Annotated in this window: 15 protein-coding genes; 8 read left to right on the forward strand and 7 right to left on the reverse strand. The window is 64.8% G+C overall.

All coding sequences use genetic code 11. The features are described 5' to 3' along the window. The first annotated feature begins 26 nt into the window (after window positions 1-26). Window positions 27-4,868, forward strand: coding sequence for an NAD-glutamate dehydrogenase (locus E3O45_RS12055; RefSeq protein WP_134443612.1), 4,842 nt, complete (start codon window positions 27-29; stop codon window positions 4,866-4,868). A gap of 175 nt (window positions 4,869-5,043) precedes the next feature. Here E3O45_RS12055 and E3O45_RS12060 read toward each other — a convergent pair whose 3' ends face one another. From E3O45_RS12060 to E3O45_RS12070, 3 genes are read right to left on the reverse strand one after another with little or no spacing between them, the layout of a single operon-like run. Then, on the reverse strand, window positions 5,044-5,367 hold the full coding sequence (locus tag E3O45_RS12060; RefSeq protein ID WP_134443613.1) for a hypothetical protein: 324 nt from the start codon (window positions 5,365-5,367) through the stop codon (window positions 5,044-5,046). 56 nt (window positions 5,368-5,423) lie between these two features. Then, a complete protein-coding gene (locus E3O45_RS12065; protein WP_134443614.1) occupies window positions 5,424-5,696 on the reverse strand; it encodes a glutaredoxin domain-containing protein in 273 nt (90 codons plus the stop codon). 49 nt (window positions 5,697-5,745) lie between these two features. Then, the gene (locus E3O45_RS12070; protein WP_134443615.1) at window positions 5,746-6,042 is read right to left on the reverse strand and encodes a hypothetical protein; all 297 of its coding nucleotides are present in this window, start codon (window positions 6,040-6,042) and stop codon (window positions 5,746-5,748) included. A gap of 61 nt (window positions 6,043-6,103) precedes the next feature. Here E3O45_RS12070 and E3O45_RS12075 point away from each other — a divergent pair, with 61 nt between their 5' ends. After that, window positions 6,104-6,394, forward strand: a complete 291-nt coding sequence (locus E3O45_RS12075) for a hypothetical protein (RefSeq protein WP_134443616.1) — start codon at window positions 6,104-6,106, stop codon at window positions 6,392-6,394. A 49-nt stretch (window positions 6,395-6,443) separates the two neighbouring features. Here the strand turns inward: E3O45_RS12075 and E3O45_RS12080 are convergent, their stop codons facing one another. Both E3O45_RS12080 and E3O45_RS12085 read right to left on the reverse strand, forming a co-directional pair. Further along, entirely contained in the window at window positions 6,444-7,220 is a 777-nt protein-coding gene (locus tag E3O45_RS12080) for an ice-binding family protein (RefSeq protein WP_134443617.1), read from the reverse strand. Window positions 7,221-7,467: 247 nt separating this feature from the next. After that, the gene (locus tag E3O45_RS12085; protein WP_134443618.1) at window positions 7,468-8,067 is read right to left on the reverse strand and encodes a histidine phosphatase family protein; all 600 of its coding nucleotides are present in this window, start codon (window positions 8,065-8,067) and stop codon (window positions 7,468-7,470) included. Window positions 8,068-8,274: 207 nt separating this feature from the next. On the opposite strand from E3O45_RS12085, the gene E3O45_RS12090 reads away from it, so the two are divergent. Next, entirely contained in the window at window positions 8,275-9,594 is a 1,320-nt protein-coding gene (locus E3O45_RS12090) for a short-chain fatty acid transporter (protein ID WP_134443653.1), read from the forward strand. Window positions 9,595-9,709: 115 nt separating this feature from the next. Beyond that, window positions 9,710-10,471, forward strand: a complete 762-nt coding sequence (locus E3O45_RS12095) for an endonuclease/exonuclease/phosphatase family protein (RefSeq protein ID WP_241985338.1) — start codon at window positions 9,710-9,712, stop codon at window positions 10,469-10,471. A gap of 20 nt (window positions 10,472-10,491) precedes the next feature. Here E3O45_RS12095 and E3O45_RS12100 read toward each other — a convergent pair whose 3' ends face one another. Further along, window positions 10,492-11,235, reverse strand: coding sequence for a sulfite exporter TauE/SafE family protein (locus E3O45_RS12100; RefSeq protein ID WP_134443619.1), 744 nt, complete (start codon window positions 11,233-11,235; stop codon window positions 10,492-10,494). 139 nt (window positions 11,236-11,374) lie between these two features. Here E3O45_RS12100 and E3O45_RS12105 point away from each other — a divergent pair, with 139 nt between their 5' ends. Together E3O45_RS12105 and E3O45_RS12110 are read left to right on the forward strand one after the other, a co-directional pair. Further along, window positions 11,375-12,055 (forward strand): HAD-IA family hydrolase, encoded by a 681-nt coding sequence (locus E3O45_RS12105; protein WP_134443620.1) that lies wholly within the window; start codon window positions 11,375-11,377, stop codon window positions 12,053-12,055. A 187-nt stretch (window positions 12,056-12,242) separates the two neighbouring features. Then, complete coding sequence (locus tag E3O45_RS12110; RefSeq protein ID WP_166789487.1) at window positions 12,243-13,067, forward strand: DarT ssDNA thymidine ADP-ribosyltransferase family protein; 825 nt, start codon at window positions 12,243-12,245, stop codon at window positions 13,065-13,067. Window positions 13,068-13,231: 164 nt separating this feature from the next. Here the strand turns inward: E3O45_RS12110 and E3O45_RS12115 are convergent, their stop codons facing one another. Then, the gene (locus E3O45_RS12115; RefSeq protein ID WP_134443622.1) at window positions 13,232-13,789 is read right to left on the reverse strand and encodes an MOSC domain-containing protein; all 558 of its coding nucleotides are present in this window, start codon (window positions 13,787-13,789) and stop codon (window positions 13,232-13,234) included. A 139-nt stretch (window positions 13,790-13,928) separates the two neighbouring features. Here E3O45_RS12115 and E3O45_RS12120 point away from each other — a divergent pair, with 139 nt between their 5' ends. Together E3O45_RS12120 and E3O45_RS12125 are read left to right on the forward strand one after the other, a co-directional pair. Further along, complete coding sequence (locus E3O45_RS12120; protein WP_092448804.1) at window positions 13,929-14,216, forward strand: hypothetical protein; 288 nt, start codon at window positions 13,929-13,931, stop codon at window positions 14,214-14,216. A gap of 149 nt (window positions 14,217-14,365) precedes the next feature. Further along, the gene (locus E3O45_RS12125; RefSeq protein ID WP_134443623.1) at window positions 14,366-14,854 is read left to right on the forward strand and encodes a Dps family protein; all 489 of its coding nucleotides are present in this window, start codon (window positions 14,366-14,368) and stop codon (window positions 14,852-14,854) included. The last annotated feature ends 1 nt before the right edge of the window (window position 14,855 follow it).

Consider the following 14,855-nt stretch of genomic DNA (forward strand, 5'->3'; position numbering starts at 1 on the left):
AGATATTTGATGGAGGCGTTTTTTCGATGTCGTCTGGTTTCACCCCTACGGGTCTAGCCCCGGTAGACCCCACACTCGAGTCGTTCATAACTGATTATTATGAGCATTTGACGGACGAAGACGCGGCGCACTATTCCCCGCCAGTATTGCAAGCCCGAGCGCGAGCCCATTGGAAGGTCGCGCAGTACCGGGTGCCCAAAACGGCATCGGTCGAGATTCAGAATGAGCCCGGACGCAGCGTCATCTATATCGTCACCGACGACATGCCCTTCCTGGTGGATTCGGTCACCGCCGAGCTGGTGCGCCAGCACTCCGCCATCCACCTCGTCGTGCACCCGCTGCTCATCGTGGCCCGCAGCAAGGCCAGCAACGAACTCGTCGACATCAACCGCATTCCGGCCGGTGTTGGCGTCTCCAGCGGTGATACCTCGGCGATGCCCAATATTGCCCACCTGATCGCCACCGGCGATGACGCCTCGCACCTCGAATCGTGGATCGCCATTGAGATCGACAGTGCGAGCGACGAGGAGCAGGCCCTGCTGGTGGCTGGCGTGACAGCCGTTCTCGGCGATGTTCGCGCCGCCGTCGCGGACTGGCCGCTCATGCGCACCAAGGCGATGCAGATCGCAAACGCCCTCGACAAGGTCGTCGGCGCCGATCAGGTCAAGGACCTCGCCCAAACCCAGCAGCTGCTGCACTGGCTCGACGAGGGCAACTTCACCTTTCTCGGCTACCGCGAATACAACCTCGAGACGCGGGACGGCGAAGACGTCCTCACCCTGATCGACGGCAGCGGCCTTGGCCTGCTGCGTTCCGCCGACGATCGTCACCAGATTCAGCATCTAACGGATGCCGGCCGGCAGAAAGCGCGCGAGCGCACCGCCCTGGTGATCACCAAGGCCAACTCGCGCTCCACCGTGCATCGCCCCGCCTACTTCGACTACATCGGCATCAAGAGTTTCGACGCCGCCGGTCAGGTCAAGGGAGAACAGCGCTTCATCGGCCTGTTCGCCGCGAGCGCCTACACGAGCTCGGTCACGGCCGTGCCGGTGCTGCGCGAAAAGGTCAAGGCCGTCATGACCGAGGTCGGTTTTCCGCTCGAGTCGCACAGCGGCAAAGACCTGCTCGGCATTATGGAAACCTACCCGCGTGACGAATTGTTCCAGATCGAAGTCCCCGACCTGATCACCGCATCGCTCGCCATCCAACGTCTGCAGGAGCGCCGACGCACCCGGCTGTTCCTGCGCCCCGACATCTACGGCCGGTTCATGTCGGCCCTGGTCTACCTGCCGCGTGACCGCTACAACACTGCCGTGCGGCTGCGCATTGAGAAGGAATTGCAGGAGACCTTCCACTCGGAGGCCCTCGACTTCGAAGCGCGCATGACCGAATCGGCACTCGCGCGACTGTTCTATCGCATCCGCTTGCCCAAGGATGTCGCCGCCGACACAGTCGACGCCGCCGCCCTGGAACACCGTCTCGCCATGGCCGTGCGGTCCTGGCCCGAGGGGATCAGCGACGAACTCCGCGAAACACACTCGGTCGAGGAAGCCGAGCGCCTGGCCGCTGTCTGGGCTGAAGCTTTTCCCGATAGCTACCGGGTCGACTATGAAATTGCCGATGCCCTCGAAGACATCGGGCGGTTCGAGGCCTGCGCTGCGCCGGTGAGAGCATCCGCTGACCCGCGCACCCGCCCTGGACTGCACGTCTACCGGCCTCACAGTGTCGGTGACCCCGCCGAAGACGCCCGCATCAAGCTGTACATGACCGAGCCGAAGAGCCTCAGCCAGATTCTGCCGTTTCTGCAGAACCTTGGCATCGAAGTCCTCGACGAGGTGCCGTTCGACATCGAAACCGCTGACGGGCGCCGCTTCTACCTGTACGACCTGGGCCTGCACTACCCGGCCGGAGTCGACCCGATCGCGACCGGGACCCTGCTGGCCGACTCGTTCGGTGCTGCGATCAGCGGAGCCATCGAGTCCGACAGCCTCGATCGCCTGGTGCTGCAGGACGGCCTGCCGTGGCACCGCGTCGTCATCCTGCGCAGCTACGCCAAATATCTGCGCCAGATCGGCAACACCAACTCCTACGGTTTCGTCGCCAACGCCCTGCTCGCCAACCCGGCCGTTACGCGTGGCCTGGTGTCACTATTCGAAGCCCGATTCGACCCAGATCTCGCCGACGATGAGCGGATGCTGCGCGTCGCCGACGTGCGCGACCAGCTCACCCTGGCCATGGAGCAGGTCGCGACCCTCGACGCCGACCGGGTGCTGCGCACCCTGATCACGCTGATCGAAGCGTCGCTGCGCACCAACTTCTTCCAGTACAAGCCGTATCTGAGCATTAAACTCAATCCGTCGCAGATCGAGCAGATGCCCTCACCGCGACCGATGTACGAAATCTGGGTGTACTCGCCGCGCGTCGAGGGCGTGCACCTGCGGTTCGGCAAGGTTGCCCGGGGTGGCCTGCGCTGGTCCGACCGCCGCGAGGACTTTCGCACCGAGGTGCTCGGACTGGTCAAAGCGCAGACGGTCAAGAACGCCGTCATTGTGCCGACCGGCGCCAAGGGCGGATTCTTCGCCAAGAAGCTGCCAGATCCGGCACTGGACCGGGCGGCGTGGATGGCCGAGGGCATCGCGAGCTACCAAACCTTCGTGCGCGGGCTGCTCGATTTGACTGACAACCTCGTGGCAACGCCCGAGGGTGAACGGGTTGTTCCGCCGAACCGCGTGGTCAGCCACGATGACGCGGACACCTACCTCGTCGTCGCGGCCGACAAGGGAACAGCCTCGTTCTCGGATATCGCCAACGAACTCGCCGCAGAGTACGGTTTCTGGCTCGGCGACGCCTTCGCCTCTGGCGGTTCGGTCGGATACGACCACAAGGAGATGGGCATCACGGCCAAGGGCGCATGGGAGTCGGTCAAACGCCACTTCAGCGAGCTCGGCGTCGACGCCCAGTCCGAGGAGTTCACCGTGGTCGGCGTCGGCGACATGTCCGGCGACGTGTTCGGCAATGGCATGCTGCTCTCCAAGCACACCAAGCTCGTCGCGGCCTTCGACCATCGCCACATCTTCCTGGACCCGACCCCCGACCCGGCGCTTTCCTTTGCCGAGCGCAAGCGGTTGTTCGAACTGCCGCGTTCCTCCTGGGCCGACTACGCGACCGACCTGATCAGCGCCGGCGGCGGCGTCTTTCCGCGCCAGTCCAAGGTTGTTCCGATCTCGGCCGAGGTACAGGTCGTGCTCGGTTTGCCCGAGGGCACGACGCACCTGAGCCCGCCGGAGCTGCTGCGCGCAATTCTGCTGGCCCCGACCGATCTGCTCTACAACGGCGGAATCGGCACCTACGTGAAGGCCAGCACCGAGACCGCAGCGCAGGTTGGCGATAAGGCCAACGATTCCATTCGCGTCGACGGCAAGGACCTGCGAGTCAAGGTCGTCGGTGAGGGCGGAAACCTCGGCTTCACCCAGCTCGGGCGCATCGAAGCTGCCCTCAATGGCGTCATTCTCAACACGGACGCGATCGACAACTCGGCCGGAGTGGACTGCTCCGACCACGAAGTCAATATCAAGATCTTCGTGGACCGTATGGTCGCCGCCGGCAAGCTCGACCCCGCCGAACGGGCCGAGTTTCTGGCCGAGATGACCGACGAGGTCGGCCGCCTGGTTCTGGTCGATAACGTCGATCAGAACATTCTGCTGCTCAACGACCGGGTCCTCGTCAACAACTGGAGCCCGAGCTACGAGCGCCTGATGAACTGGCTCGAAGCATCCGGCGACCTGCAGCGTGAGCTTGAGGCACTGCCGACGACGGCCACGCTACGCGAGCGCCTCGACCAGGGCCAGGGGCTGACCAGCCCCGAGCTCAGCGTGCTGGCGGCCTACGCCAAGATCGAACTGGCCAACGCGCTGCGCGACAGCGATCTGGCCGATGACCCGTGGTTCGGCAGCACCCTGCGCCGGTATTTCCCGACGCACCTGTCTGAACGTTTCGATGCCGAGTTGGATACGCATCCGCTTCGCCGGGAGATCATCGCGACGGTCGTAGCGAACGACATGATCAACCTGGGCGGCATCACCTTCGCGTTCCGCACGATGGAGGAGACGTCGGCGAACCAGGCGACGATCGCGCGGGCCTTTGTGGCCCTCCGGGAGATTTTCGAGTTGGACGAGATGGTCGACGAGCTCAACGCGTTGCCGTCATCGTTCCCGACCGCGAAGTGGACGGCGATTCACCTCGACATTCGCCGGCTGCTCGACCGTGCGGTGCGTTGGCAGGTTAACCACGGGGGCAATATGCCCGTCGCCGGTGTGATCGCAAAGTACCAGCCGCAGGTCGCGCTGATGCGCGAGCACCTCGGGGAGTACCTGCAGGGCGCCGACCTCAAACGCCTCGAAACCCAGCAGGAGCAGGCCAGGGAATGGGGCCTGCCCGACGATCTCGGCCGCCGCTGGTCGGAACTCTTCGAGGCGTACGCGCTGCTGGACGTGGCCAAGGTCGCCGCCCGGTCCAACCTTCCGGTCACCGAAGTCGCGGCCATCTACTATGCGGTGTACAACCGGTTCGGTGTCGATAACCTGCTGGAGCGCATCACCAAGCTGCCCCGCAAGGACCGTTGGCAGGCCCTCGCCCGTGCTGCCCTGCGCGACGACCTGTACTCCACGGTCGCCGACATGGCCAGGTCCGTGCTCGATGAAACGGATGCCGGCACCCCCGACGAGCGGCTCCTCACCTGGGAAGCACTCAACGCCGAACAGCTCGGCCGGGCGCGCAGCGTGTTCGAGGAGGTCAACTCCCTCGCGCAGGACGATATGGCGTCCCTGTCGGTAGCCGTGCGGCTGCTGCGCTCCATCGTGCGCCGCTGACCGACTAGCCCGCTGAAGCGCTGGAGCATCCGTTCGAGGGTGCTCCAGCGCTGTGTTGTCGGCGATCCGCCGTCTCAGCCGCGCGACGGCAAGTTGTTGATCCAGTCGCCGAGCATGCTCGCGGTGACGCGCCAGGACCCAGGCTGTTAACGGTAGAAAAACTCTTTGGAGCGCACTAGATCAGCGAGACGATCAGAATGGCAATGGCCAGCCAGAGCGGCATCGCCACAACCAAGAGGATGAGGCCACCCCACTGCAACCGGGTATAGGTCTGCCCGGCGTCGCCGCGCTTTCTGGTGCGCACGATGTCAACCACCGAGACGACCATGCCGATGAACAACAGTGGCGACACGGTCAGCAGCGCAACCAGCAGGCGGGGGTCGGTCGGGAGTGACACGCACACGGCGATGCCCAGAACGCTGTACAACACGAACAGAACGATGCTCACCCACAACGAGAGCGGAAGGCGTCGAGTCGGCTGGGTGATGGATGCGTGCATGGTGCGACCCCCGTTGGTAACTGCGATTTATGACAGTAGCACGCGGGTGAGACCCCTCAGCTGATGCGGCCGAGCGCCACGAGCTTCGTGCGCACCTCGGCGTCGCTCGGCTCCACCATGTGCGTGTCGTCGGGAAACACAATGACCGGAATGTTGGTGCGGCCGCTGATGGCGCGGGCGCGGTCGGCGCCATCCTCGACGAGCAGCAGGTCGACATAGTCGTAGTCCACCTCGAGGCGGTCGAGCAGTGACTTGGAACGACGGCAGTCGCCGCACCACTGGGCTCCATACATCGTGATGCGAGCAGCGGGGGGAGGGGTTTCAGTCATGCCGACGATCCTAGGCGGCGCGCCTGTGTGCCGCGGGTGGACATCCGTTTCAGTCGTGCAGGTGGTCAACCTGCCAGCCGGTGGACTGCTCCAGCAGGTCCAGAATATTCTGAGCGGATGCCCGCGCCTCGGCCGCGCCGCGCGTATCGACGACGTCGATCGCCAACGGCAGGCTTTCGCCGAACTTGGCAATCTCCACCTCGACCCGACCGCCGTCCGGCAGTGCGATGAACGCGTCCGCGGCCGATGTACCACTGACCTCTCGGCTGAGTGCGGTCGCGATGGCCCAGAGGGCATCGGGCTTGGTGCGCTGAACCTGGGCAACGATCGTGGCCGTGAAAGTCATGGGTCTCCGAACTTGGGGATGAGGGACCCAATCAGTAAAGCAGTACCCGTACCCTGAAACCATGCCTTCTTATCGCGTCACCATGAGTATCGACTCCCTGCACCCGGGAACGGAACCCGCCTCGGTCGTGCCGCGGGCCGCAGCGGCGGCGGCCGAATTCACCACGGTGGAGGCCTCCGACCTCACCATCGTTGCCGGTGCGGCCAGGGTCATCGTGCGTTTCACAGCGGATGACGCGGCGTCGGCCCTGCGGATCGGCGCCCACGTGGTGGCGGACCTGCGCGTCGTCGCCGAGTTGCGGGCGTCCCTGGTCACCGAGCGCGTGAAGGGTACCTGGGTGCCGGTGCGCTGAACCGGTGCGGGCGTGGGGACGATACGTCACCCACGCCCGCACCTGCTCGTTACTCGACGGGCGCAGTGACCGTGTTGCTCTGCAGCGTGACGGCCGTCTGAGCCAGCAGTCGACCGTTGATGCTCGCTCCGGTCTTCATAGCGATCATCGTTTGGCTGAGAATGGTGCCTTCGAAGTGTGCGGTCGTACCGATCGCGACGGACCCGGCCACCTGCCAGAACACGTTCTTCGCCTGCGCATCGCCGGCCAGAATCACGTTCTGGGCTGAGGCTTGCTGCAGGTCCTTGGAGATCTGGAAGATGAACACGTCGGTCGAGGATCCGGTCAGTGTGACATCGGTGGAGATGTTCACATCGGTGCCCCACTTGTACAGACCGGGAGTGAGAGTCAGACCACCAATTTCGCCGGCGCCCAGGTTGATGAAGTCGGGGGTCGTTCGGCCGGCGGCATCGGTGTACGCGAGTTCGAGGTCGCTAACGGCCGTGGTGAGATAGGTGTCGTTGGTCACCTTGCACGAGGGGCCTTCGGCGTCCACGGAGTAGATCGTTCCGGTGAGTACCTCGGGGCAGGTGAGGTGGATAGCGGCACCGGTGATGGGGCTGGAACCGACGTTTCCGCTGACGGTCGAGGCGTAGACATCCGTAATTCCGGACTTCGACAGGACGGCAAAAGTCCCGGCCTCGCCGAGGTCGACGGCGGCTCGTGGTGCAGTCTCGTCGGCGACGGCTCCGCCGACTCCGATGCTGCCGACGCCGACTATTGCAACGGCGAGCAGGGCGCCGAGAAGTCGCTTGCGCGACGGTGAAAGCTGTGTGAACGTGCTCATGTGATTTCCCTCTCGAAGGACCCGCACGGTGCGGGCCGGGGCAGGGCCACGCGCTGGCGTGGCCACCGATGCTGTACATCGGGTTTCTCTGGTTGATCGGGCTCGCGGGTAGAAGGCGCCCCCCGAACCCCCGCGATCGATCCCTCCGGGCATGCTACTCGTATGTTTGTTCGCACGCACCGACGACAACGGTTCCAACGCATAGAATCTGTCTAACCCCAGACTAGGGGTATTGGTCCGTGCAGCGTCAGACGACCGGGTCCATCGAGCTCAGGTGGCAGGCGTCGTTCCACATCTGCAGCACCCGGTTCTCGCGTTCCCAGCCGAGGGTGGAGACGGTCGCAGTGCCGAGGCTGAGGTTCTTGCCGGCGATTGCCGGCAGCCCCATCCAGCGCGCGGTCATGATGCGCAGAAAATGCCCGTGGGCGAAAACGGCGACGCGGCCCTCTGCGGCGAGGCATTCCTCGATCGCGAGGTCGGCTCGCGCCCCCACCTCATCAACGGTCTCACCGCCCACAATTGGGTTACCCCACACGGTCCAGCCGGGTATCTCAGAGCGGATGTCCGCGGTGCGTCGGCCCTCATAAACCCCGTAGTCCCATTCGAGCACGTCGTCGCTCGCCACACCCTGGCTGGAGTACCCGGCCCGCTCCATGGTCTCCCAGGCGCGCACGAGCGGGCTGGAGTAGACCCGATCGAAATGCTGGCCGTCCAGCATCTCGCCGAGGGCATCCGCTTGTTGACGGCCGAAATCGGTCAGTGGAACGTCGGTGCGCCCGGTGTGCTGGCCGGAAATGCTCCATTCCGTCTGCCCGTGGCGAATAAGAACGATGTCGTTCTGGGTCATGCTGCTCCCTCGCGGTTGCCGCTGTGCGGCAGGTCAAGTCTACGTTTCGACCCAGCCACAGGTGCCCCGACGGGGGAGCGGACGACCCGCCTGCTACGTTTAATACGCCAGTGCAGGCGCCCTGAGCGACAATGTTGTAGCAATTCAGGGGGAACCATCGTGTCAACTACCACCGAGAAGCGCGCCAGCGGCCCAGCCGCTGCGTTCATGCGCCCGATAAATTCGCTCGTCGAACGATTCATTCCGAGCGCGCTCGTGTTCGTGATCGTGCTGACCGTGATCGTGGCGATTCTGGCCCTGGTGCTCACCGATTCCGGCCCGATCGATGTCGTGCGGAGTTGGGGCGACGGTCTCGCGGGGCTGCTCGCCTTCATGACCCAGATGGCCCTCGTGCTGCTGCTCGGGCACATTCTGGCCAACACGACCCCGGTGCACCGGCTGCTGGTTCGTCTGGGTGCTGTGCCACGCACGGCGCTTCAGGCCTACGTTTTCGTCTTCACCGTCGCCGCGGTGGCGTGCCTGATCACCTGGGGCCTCGGCCTCGTGGTCGGGGGGCTGCTCGCCAAGGAGGTGGCTTTTCAGCTGCGCGCGAAGGGCGTTCCGGTGCACTTCCCGCTCCTGGTCGCCGCCGGCTACTCCGGCTTTGTGATCTGGCACATGGGATATTCCGGGTCGGGACCGCTCACCGCCGCCACCGAGGGCTCCTTCCTGGCCGAGCAACTGGGTCGCACCATTTCGCTCAGCGACACCACCTTCTCGCTGTGGAATATTTTGGCGGCCGTCGCCACCATCGTGGTGGTCGCGCTGGCGCTGGCCCTCGTCGCCCCGCGACGTAACGCCCCGATCTTCGTGCTTGAGGTCGATGCCCGCGATAAGCAGGTCGCCGAAGAACCGGTCGTGACGCCCGCTGACCGCCTCGATGCCAGCCGCATAATGACCCTGATCGTGGGGCTTGCCCTCGTCGCCTACCTGGTCGTTCACTTCGTCGAGGGCGGAACCCTCACGCTCGATATCGTCAACTGGACATTCCTCGCGCTCATATTCCTGCTGGTGCGCAACCCGTTCGAGCTGATTCGGCTGACCAAGGATGCCGCCTCCAACGTCGGCGATATCCTGCTGCAGTTTCCGCTGTACGCCGGCATCCTCGGCATGATGGTCGGATCCGGGCTGATCGGGGTATTCTCCGACTTCTTCGTGAACGTGTCGACTCCGGCGACGTTTGGCGTGATGGCGTTGCTGGCGGCTGGACTGGTGAACTTCTTCGTGCCCTCCGGCGGCGGCCAATTCGCCGTGCAGGGCCCGATCATGCTCGACGCGGCCGAACGGCTCGGCGTTGACCCCTCCGTCGCCATCATGGCCGTCTCCTACGGCGACCAGTGGACCAACATGATTCAACCGTTCTGGGCGCTTCCGCTTCTGGCGATCGCCGGGCTGAAAATGCGCGACATTCTTGGTTACACCACGATCACCTTTCTGGCGGCCGGTCTGGTCTTCATCGCGACGATGTTCATCGTCGGTGCCGGCTAACCCGGCGCAGACTGGATGCCGCCTGCGCATATCCCAATTTGCGATAGAAGTTCAATTTCAACGCGGGAGAGAGCCGTAGGCTTGTCTCAAAGCCATCAAGTCTGAGACGGGTGCCATGAGGGTCATTAGTTACAACCTCCGCAAGAATCGTGCCAGCGGCGAACTGGTCGCGCTGTCCGAGCGTTACAGTCCCAACATTCTCTGCCTGCAGGAATGCAACACCATCGAACTGCCGGCCGAGGTCGGCACTCTGCACCTCGCCGACGCGACCCGGCGCAACCGGCTGGGCCTGGCCATCTACTACAACCGGGACCGCTACACGGCGATCAAGACGCAGGCCTTCGCGCTGAAGAAATCCCTGCATGATCACCTGGCGGCGCCGGCACACGAGCGCCTGATCGCCACCCGCCTGATCGACAACGTCGCCCAGCGTGAGCTCGTCGTCGCATCCTTTCACGCAGCGCCGCTGACCGCGCTCAACTCCCTGCGCCGCAACCAGATTCGCACCGCCCACGAAGAGCTCAGTCTGCTCGGCCCCGGTCTGCCGACCCTGATGGTCGGCGACTACAACTACCCGATCTTCCAGGGCAAGCTCGGCAACAAGGTCAACCAGTCCGGTTACGACCTGACCCTCAGCGACACCCGCACCTACACCCGGTACAAGTTCTTTCGCGGACACTTCGACCTCGCAACCTCGATGGGCCTGGCGATCACCAACGTGGAGACCCTTCCGCAGGGCACCTCAGATCACATGCCCATTCTGGTGACGGCCACCTACCCCGACAAACAACCGATGCAAACGGATGCCGCGCATCACCTGGCCCATCCCGCTACCGGTGAGTCCGTCACGGTCGAAGGCGCCGACTTCACGATCTAGCCCCGCGGCGTCTCGCGCGGTCAGGCGAGCAGTTCGAGCACGCCGCGCACGATCGTCGCAAACGACCCGAGATACGCCACGATCACGAGCAGGCGGCGGGCTACGTGCGGCTCGATCACCCGCGACAGCAGGTCGCCGACGATGAGCCCGACGATGCAGGCACACCCGATCAGAATCCAGACCAGCACGGGCAGCTGCGGCACTCCGGCGGATCCGAAGGCGAATTTGGACGACAGCGAGGCCAACCCGATAGTGAGAAAGTACGGCTGCATGGTCGCGGCGAAGGACCGCTGCGGCCAGCCGGTGGCGATCGCGTAGATGCTCACCGCCGGGCCGCCGACGCCGGCCGTCGTGTTCATGACCCCGCTGGTCATGCCGGCCATCACGCGAAAACTCAGTCGGTCCCGCACGACCACCCGGCCGAGATTCACCGATACGGTCAGCCCGGCGGCCACGAGTACACCGATCGAGATCTCAAGCCAGGCCACCGGTACGAACTGCAAAACGTAGGAGCCCGGCACGATGCCGATCACGGCGCAGACCGCCAGAATTCCGTAGCGCCGCCAGTCCACGTCTCGAAACACGCGCGTCAGGATCACGCCGGCGGTAAGCGCCCCGCAGACGTTGACGACGATGACGCCGTCAATCGGCCCCAACAGCAGCACCAGAAAGGGCGCAGCGACCAGGGCGAACCCCATGCCGGTGATGCGCTGCATGCTCGAGCCGATCAGCACGGCCGCAATCACCAGAACGGTCGTCCACACGGTACGGTCTCCCAGCTCGGTTGTTGCACCCAACGATACCGGCCCAGACCACACCAACCGACGTCGCGGACGCGTGGGCTACCGTTAATGCGGGGCCGCCGCACGGCAGTCACCCGACAAATCGACGAAAGGATAGTGGATGCCCCACGCGAGCCTGCCCACCGAGAACGTTCTGCAGGGGCGCACCTTCGATGCCGTGCTGTTCGATATGGACGGCACCCTCATCGACTCCACGCCGGCGGTCGACCGCTCCTGGGCTGCCTGGGCGCGGGAATGGGGAGTGGCGAAGGACGACACCGCCCACGGCCGTCCGGCGCGCGACATTATCGAGGAACTGGTACCGGCCGACCGGGTAGACGAAGCCATTGCCCGCGTCCTCGCGCTCGAAACAGCCGACACGAACGATATCACCGTGCTGCCCGGCGCCGCCGCGCTCATGACGAGCCTGCCCGAAGCCCGGCGCGCGATCGTCACGTCCTGCGCCCGGCCGTTGGCCGAAGCGAGGCTGGCAGCATCCGCTTTTCCGGCACCCGCGGTGATCGTGACCATCGATGACACTCCGAACGGCAAGCCCGAGCCCGACCCGTTTTTGGAGGGGGCGGCGCGGCTTGGCGTAGACCCGAGCCGCTGCCTGGTGATCGAGGACGCACCCGCCGGTTTACGGGCCGGTCGCGCCGCCGGCTGCACCACGATCGCCGTCACCGGAACCTACCCAGCCGCCGAGCTCGACGCCGATCTGGTCGTGCCCGGGCTCGACTCGCTGCGCATTGAGGTCACGCCTGACGGTTTGATCGTTCACGTGGAGTCACCGAAAAGCTAAGAACGGTCACCGCCCGGGCTCAAATGAACGTAACGTTAATAGGCGGTATGCACGTTCGGCTTTTCCGGGTGGCGCGAGTACGCGAAGAGAAAGGTTTTGGCACTTGGACGACGAATGCATCCACGGACTTGAGGGCAAATTGTGCGCCCTGTGTTATCCCAAAGTCGTTACTGAGCCCCTGGTGCCGGTGAAGAAGACCCGCGCTCCCAAGCTGTCGTCCCTGCGCGACCCGCTGCCCACGGCGGCTACACCGCCCGCCCGCGCGCCTCGCCCGGTTCGCGTGGCCGGCGCTCCCCGCCCGGTGCGCGCCGAGAAGGTCTCGACCGACAACGTCGACGAGCAGCGCGTGTACCACCTCACCCACATCAGCAACCTCGCCGCCATTCTGCGCGACGGATGCCTGTTCGCCAACGCTGCGCTCACCACCCGACCCGCCGTGGACATCTCGGCGCCCGCCACGCGCGAATCGCGTCGCGACGCCCTCGTCGCGGGAACTGACCGGAGTGTCGCCGAGTACGTGCCGTTCTTCCTGTCGCCGAATGCGACCGTGTGGGAGAGCATTCGTGCCGAGTCCACCGACCCGCGCCTCGCCCTCGACGCCCACGGCTCCGAAGCCTTCGCCTTCGTCATGCTCGTGAGCACCGTGAAGAAGATCAACGACGGGCTCGCAGCTGTAACGGATGCTTCCACCACCGACGACGAGACCCCCCTCGTTCCCAGCCTGGTCGCCGTCACCAACGGTGATGCGGCCGGATCGCTCACCCGATTCGGTGCCACACCGGCCACGGCCGAGCGCATGCTGCAGACGCTCCGCGCCGAAGCCGATGGCACGATGATTCTCGAAGCCGAGCTGCTCGTTCCCGACTCTGTCCCGATGGAGCTGGTGACGCTCATCGGCGTCTGCAACGACAATGTGCGCGAGACGGTTCGGGGCATCCTGAAGGCGAGCGCGTTCAAGCCCAAGGTCGCGGTCTACCCGCCGTGGTTCCACAGCTCGGCCGACGCCGAGTAGTCCGACCCTTTTCTGACCGGGCCCGGGCCCGGAAACGGGGCCCATGTTCTATCGTGGGCCCCGTTCCCTAAGGTGGGCCCGGGGGTGGATGCGTGCGTGGGTCCGACCGCGACTGCGGATGCGGGCGTGGGCCCGGTCGCGGGATGGCCCGGCTATGGGTTCTGCTACACGACCCCGAGGGGCACGTGTTCGCCGGCGGGTAGCTCCACCCGAATGCCGTCGCCCGGTTTCACGACCCCGCCCGTGACGACGACGCCCATGATGCCGCCGCGGCGGTGCACTGTGCCGACGGCATCCGTTGTGATGAGTTGCTTCATCAGGCCTTTTTGGTAGCCGTTGATGAGCGAGCACGGGCTGCGCATGCCGGTGATCGAGACCACGGCGTCGGCGCCGAGATGCAGCCGGGTGCCGAGCGGTAGGGTCATCAGGTCGATTCCGGCGGTGGTCACGTTCTCGCCGAGCTCGCCCGGCGTCACGGTATACCCGGTCGGCACGAGGTCGTCGAACAGCTCGGCGGCCATGAAGTGCACCTGGCAGAGGTTCGGTGCCAAGGGGTTGCGCTTCTTCGCGTAGCGGTGCTGCACGGTGACTCCGGCGTGGGAATCGCCCTCGACTCCGATTCCAGCCAGCAAACGGATGCTGGCCACCGCCGGCTTGCTGAACCGGTGCAGGTCGTCGCGGCTGACCGAAACGACCGTGCCGGGGCGCTTGTCGTGTGTCATGCAGACGAGTCTGCCACAGGCGCACGCGCGTTCGAAGGCATGCCAGCAGCCCTGTAACCGGATACGTCACCGTGTCTGTGTAAACCCGTTGACGCGGCACCGCCCGAGGCCTACATTGCATCAATGGAAAGGTTTCTCAATGACCAGTGTTGCGCCCGCCAATAACGACCAGCCCAACGAATCCGCGTCCGTTTTTCCGCGCGCGGAAGACGTCGCGCCGCACATTGCGCGTCCGTACCGAGCTCTCGAACGCGAACTGGAACGGGCGGTGCGCGATCGGGTGGAGGTCAACCTCCGGGTGACCGCGGCGGTCAACGCCATGCGCGACGGTGGATGCTCCTGGGCCGACATTGCACGAATTCTCGGTACCGCTCCGCAGACCGCACACAAGAAGTACAGCAAGCCGCGCCCGCCGCGAGGCGACTGAGGGGCGAGCGGCCATCAGCACGCCCGAAAACCGGGGGGCCACACGTCGGTCGGGTCAGCGGTCGCCCAATGGGGGTGGTGGAATTCTGGACCAGATTCGCCTCCGGTGATATAGTCTCGAGTCAAATTCCCCCCAATTGAGAGGACACCATGAAAGCCTCAGAAACACTCAGTAATAACCTGCAGTCCGTTCTGGTCGACCTGATCGAGCTGCACGTGCAGGGAAAACAGGCGCACTGGAACGTCGTTGGAAAGAACTTTCGCGACCTGCACCTGCAACTCGACGAGATCATTCTCGATGCGCGCGAATTCTCCGACGAAGTAGCCGAGCGGATGCGCGCCCTCGACGCCATGCCCGATGGCCGCAGCGAGACGGTCGCCAAAACCACCCATCTGCCCAAGTTTCCCGATGGCGAAGTCGACACGGCGGAGGCGGTGACGCTCATCACCGAACGACTCGATGCCACCGTCGACAATATTCGCCAGGTGCACGATGAGGTCGATGAGGAAGACCCCACGAGCGCGGATATTCTGCACGCGTTCATCGAGAAGCTCGAGCAGTATTCCTGGATGGTCAGTGCGGAGAACCGTAAACCGCGCAAGCGCGCAGCACTGAAATCCGCCTCGCGGGCGTCGTAAC

It is taken from the genome of Cryobacterium sp. TMS1-20-1 (assembly GCF_004402355.1).
In the GTDB taxonomy this organism is placed as follows: Bacteria; Actinomycetota; Actinomycetes; order Actinomycetales; family Microbacteriaceae; genus Cryobacterium; species Cryobacterium levicorallinum.

Excerpts from the sequence above, each read along its gene's own strand:
- E3O45_RS12095 (WP_241985338.1), top strand. The coding sequence starts at position 9,710 with ATGAGGGTCATTAGTTACAACCTCCGCAAGAATCGTGCCAGCGGCGAA.
- E3O45_RS12105 (WP_134443620.1), top strand. The coding sequence starts at position 11,375 with ATGCCCCACGCGAGCCTGCCCACCGAGAACGTTCTGCAGGGGCGCACC.
- E3O45_RS12070 (WP_134443615.1), bottom strand. The coding sequence starts at position 6,042 with ATGACTTTCACGGCCACGATCGTTGCCCAGGTTCAGCGCACCAAGCCC.
- E3O45_RS12090 (WP_134443653.1), top strand. The coding sequence starts at position 8,275 with ATGCGCCCGATAAATTCGCTCGTCGAACGATTCATTCCGAGCGCGCTC.
- E3O45_RS12060 (WP_134443613.1), bottom strand. The coding sequence starts at position 5,367 with ATGCACGCATCCATCACCCAGCCGACTCGACGCCTTCCGCTCTCGTTG.
- E3O45_RS12085 (WP_134443618.1), bottom strand. The coding sequence starts at position 8,067 with ATGACCCAGAACGACATCGTTCTTATTCGCCACGGGCAGACGGAATGG.
- E3O45_RS12115 (WP_134443622.1), bottom strand. The coding sequence starts at position 13,789 with ATGACACACGACAAGCGCCCCGGCACGGTCGTTTCGGTCAGCCGCGAC.
- E3O45_RS12075 (WP_134443616.1), top strand. The coding sequence starts at position 6,104 with ATGCCTTCTTATCGCGTCACCATGAGTATCGACTCCCTGCACCCGGGA.
- E3O45_RS12055 (WP_134443612.1), top strand. The coding sequence starts at position 27 with ATGTCGTCTGGTTTCACCCCTACGGGTCTAGCCCCGGTAGACCCCACA.
- E3O45_RS12125 (WP_134443623.1), top strand. The coding sequence starts at position 14,366 with ATGAAAGCCTCAGAAACACTCAGTAATAACCTGCAGTCCGTTCTGGTC.
- E3O45_RS12080 (WP_134443617.1), bottom strand. The coding sequence starts at position 7,220 with ATGAGCACGTTCACACAGCTTTCACCGTCGCGCAAGCGACTTCTCGGC.
- E3O45_RS12065 (WP_134443614.1), bottom strand. The coding sequence starts at position 5,696 with ATGACTGAAACCCCTCCCCCCGCTGCTCGCATCACGATGTATGGAGCC.
- E3O45_RS12120 (WP_092448804.1), top strand. The coding sequence starts at position 13,929 with ATGACCAGTGTTGCGCCCGCCAATAACGACCAGCCCAACGAATCCGCG.